This is a genomic window from Buchnera aphidicola str. Ak (Acyrthosiphon kondoi) (assembly GCF_000225445.1).
GTDB classification, from domain to species: domain Bacteria; phylum Pseudomonadota; class Gammaproteobacteria; order Enterobacterales; family Enterobacteriaceae; genus Buchnera; species Buchnera aphidicola_A.
In genome coordinates, this window is sequence record NC_017258.1 from 1 (window position 1) to 3,645 (window position 3,645).

Below are 3,645 nucleotides of genomic sequence, written 5' to 3' on the forward strand. Positions count from 1 at the left end.
ATGGAAAAAAGCCCATATGAAATTGAAATAATTCAAAAAAAGGCTAGTTATCACTCCGATCCTACAAAAATTTTCAATCATCTTTGTGGATCAAGATCATCAACTTTATTACTTGAAACAGCAGAAGTTAATAAAAAAAATGATTTAGAAAGCATAATGATTATTGATAGCGCCCTACGTGTTTCCGCTATAAAAAATTCTGTCAAAATAACGGCTCTATCTGATAATGGAATGAAAATACTATCTGCATTAAAAAAAAATTTTCACGAAAAAATAAAAATATTTGAAAAAAATAAAAGTGTTAATTTAATTTTCCCCCCTATAGAAAAAAATATTGATGAGGATGAAAAAATTTTTTCATTATCAGTTTTTGATTCATTTAGATTTATTATGAAAATTTTTAAAAACACGAAAAAAATAAGTAAAGCAATGTTTTTTGGTGGGTTATTTTCTTATGATCTTATTTCAAATTTCGAATTTCTACCAAATGTAAAGAAAAAACAAAAATGTCCAGATTTTTGTTTTTATTTAGCAGAAACATTACTGGTTTTAGACCATCAAAAAAAAACATGCTTAATTCAAAGCAGTTTATTTAGTAAAAATTTAAATGAAAAAAAACGGATTATAGAAAGAACTAAAGAAATACAAAAAAAACTCAAAGAAAAATTAGATTCAATCCCTAAAAACAAAGTAAATTTAAAAACTGTATTAACTTCAAATATGAGCGATTTTGAATATTCGTCTATAATAAAAAAACTACAAAAACTTATTCAAAAAGGTGAAATTTTTCAAGTTGTACCATCTAGAAAATTTTTCTTACCTTGCAATAATTCATTAGCAGCTTATCAAGAACTAAAAAAAAATAATCCTAGCCCCTATATGTTTTTCATGCAAGATGAAAACTTTATATTATTTGGTGCATCTCCAGAAAGCTCTTTAAAATATGACGAAAACACAAGACAAATAGAACTTTATCCTATAGCTGGTACTAGACCTAGAGGAAGAAAAAGGGATGGTACTCTGGATTTAGATTTAGATAGTAGAATAGAACTTGAAATGAGAACTAATCATAAAGAACTTGCTGAACATCTAATGCTTGTAGACCTAGCACGAAACGATCTTGCTCGTATTTGTGAACCAGGATCTAGATATGTTTCAGATTTAGTTAAGGTTGATAAATATTCACACGTGATGCACTTAGTATCTAAAGTAGTTGGAAAATTAAAAAAGGGATTAGATGCTCTTCATGCATATTCATCCTGTATGAATATGGGCACATTAACAGGGGCACCTAAGGTACGAGCAATGCAATTAATCGCGGAATGTGAAAAAGAAGGTAGAGGCAGCTATGGTGGCGCTATAGGATATTTTACTGATTTAGGAAATTTAGATACTTGTATAACAATACGTTCAGCTTATGTTGAAAAAGATATTGCAACAATTCAGGCAGGTGCTGGTGTTGTTTTCAATTCAATCCCCCAAGATGAAGTTAAAGAGAGTTTGAATAAAGCAAAAGCTGTAATAAATGCTATAAAGAAAGCACATTTTATAACAGGATCTCTTTAAAAATGGCAAATATTTTACTTTTAGATAACATAGACTCATTTACCTACAATCTTGTTGAACAATTGAGAAATCAAAAAAATAATGTTTTAATTTATCGTAATACAGTAGATATTGATATTATTTTAAATGCACTTAAACAATTAACTAATCCTATTTTAATGTTATCACCAGGGCCCAGTTTACCTAAAAATGCAGGATGTATGTTAGAATTAATAAAAAAAGTTAAGGGTCAAATTCCTATAATAGGAATTTGTTTAGGTCATCAAGCAATAGTAGAAGCCTATGGTGGCATCATTGGCTATGCAGGTGAAATATTCCATGGGAAGGCATCATTAATCAACCATGATGGTTTAGAGATGTTTAGAGATATACCCCAACCATTACCTGTTGCTCGATATCATTCCCTAATCTGTAATAAAATTCCAAAAAATTTTATTATAAACTCTTATTTTCAAGAAATGATTATGTCTGTAAGAAATAACTTAGATCGCGTGTGTGGTTTTCAATTTCATCCTGAATCTATTTTAACAACTTGCGGAGATGAAATATTAGAAAAAATCATCAATTGGGCTTCTTTAAAATATATTACAAAATAGAAATAATGAAAAAAAAATTTTTTACTAGATATATCATATATGTCATTTTTTGACGAAATTCCTATATCTATTTTTAAAAAAACAGAGTGTTCCTATACTATAGAAATTTATGATTCAATGCCTAAATATGTCTGGAATCAAAAAAAAATACTCAATGATGCATCTAACGCTATAATAATAAGAAAATCAAACATACGCGGGAAAAAATTTTTAATAAAAATAAAACCTGCAATTATTGAAAAAAAAAATTTTAAGACAGTGTTAATATATCCTGGTGCAAGAGAAGAAATTGTTGAAGATGCATTAAGAAAAATCGCAGTACATGGCAAGGGTAAAATTATTGAAGGAAAAGCTGGTGTAATTTTTACTTTATATGAACTGCAAAAGGAACTTATTAAAACTGGTCATGGATATAATTTAAATGAAATAAAAGAATCTATCGAAGTCTGTAGAGGATCTACACTTGAATATATGACAGAAGATAAAAAAAAATTGATTAGTAGTAGTTTTTTTCCATTAATAGGAATTATAAAAAAAGATATAAATAACTTTAAATGTTATGTTCAATTCAATCCATTAGTTAACGAGTCACTTCTAAATTATTCCTTTAAACCATACAATTATACAATATGTATGAAAATTCATTCACCATTAGCTAGATATATGTATAAAAGAATGAGTCATTATTGGATTCAAGCCCATCAAAAATCACCTTACACACCCTCTCTTCTTAGTTTTTTAAATTACAGCCCCCGAGACTTAAGTGAACGTATGTCCGAAAATATACGAGCTATGAAAAACACACTCCAATTACTTATAAAAAAAAAATAATTAATAACTATGAAAAACAAGAAATAAAAATAGGAAAAAAAATTATAGATATAAAATATAAAATATTCCCCCATAAAAATTTTATAAAACAAACTATTTTTCATAACACAAAAAAAATAAATAAATAAACTTTTTAGCAAAAAAAGTTATCCACAATTTCTGTGTATAAGTTTATTGAAAAATTTGCAAATTTTTTAAATTTTTAATAATAAAAATAACATAAGACTATGTTTTTTATGACTTTTTTTTTAAAAAAATTTTTTTTAATGCATGTTAATAACATGTTCATAAGTCTGGGGATAAGTTTTGTATACATGTATTTAAATATTTTTTAGTATATGGGAATGTTGCACAGAAAAAAAGAAAAAAAACATTAAAAAACAAGTAATTAATTCAATTTTAGACCTCCCTATCCTTTAAAAAGAAAAAACAAATATATGTATATATATATAAAGTTTTTAATTGTTATTATTTCTTTATTTTATAGTACGTATTAGTATCATTTTATTTAACATATTCATTATATACTTAAATATATATACACTTTTTTCTAAAAAAAAATAAAAAAATCATAATGTTGCTTTAATTTAATAAATTAGTTATTATAAAAAAATTAAATCAAATTTTTTTGATTAAAAAGAGATGTAAATTA

3 protein-coding genes are annotated in these 3,645 nt (G+C 25.8%); all 3 read left to right on the plus strand.

The features are described 5' to 3' along the window. Genes BAKON_RS03140 through BAKON_RS03150 form a run of 3 tightly spaced genes read left to right on the plus strand, consistent with a single transcriptional unit; the run spans window position 1 to window position 2,993 of the window. A complete protein-coding gene (locus BAKON_RS03140; RefSeq protein WP_014499738.1) occupies window positions 1-1,566 on the plus strand; it encodes an anthranilate synthase component 1 in 1,566 nt (521 codons plus the stop codon). A 2-nt stretch (window positions 1,567-1,568) separates the two neighbouring features. Continuing rightward, window positions 1,569-2,162, plus strand: a complete 594-nt coding sequence (locus BAKON_RS03145) for a glutamine amidotransferase-related protein (RefSeq protein WP_014499739.1) — start codon at window positions 1,569-1,571, stop codon at window positions 2,160-2,162. Between the two features lie 39 nt (window positions 2,163-2,201). Continuing rightward, entirely contained in the window at window positions 2,202-2,993 is a 792-nt protein-coding gene (locus tag BAKON_RS03150; protein ID WP_014499740.1) for a hypothetical protein, read from the plus strand. Window positions 2,994-3,645: the final 652 nt, after the last annotated feature.

Bases quoted from the DNA above. Each gene is read 5' to 3' on its own strand.
- BAKON_RS03150 (WP_014499740.1), top strand. From the start codon at position 2,202: ATGTCATTTTTTGACGAAATTCCTATATCTATTTTTAAAAAAACAGAG.
- BAKON_RS03145 (WP_014499739.1), top strand. From the start codon at position 1,569: ATGGCAAATATTTTACTTTTAGATAACATAGACTCATTTACCTACAAT.
- BAKON_RS03140 (WP_014499738.1), top strand. From the start codon at position 1: ATGGAAAAAAGCCCATATGAAATTGAAATAATTCAAAAAAAGGCTAGT.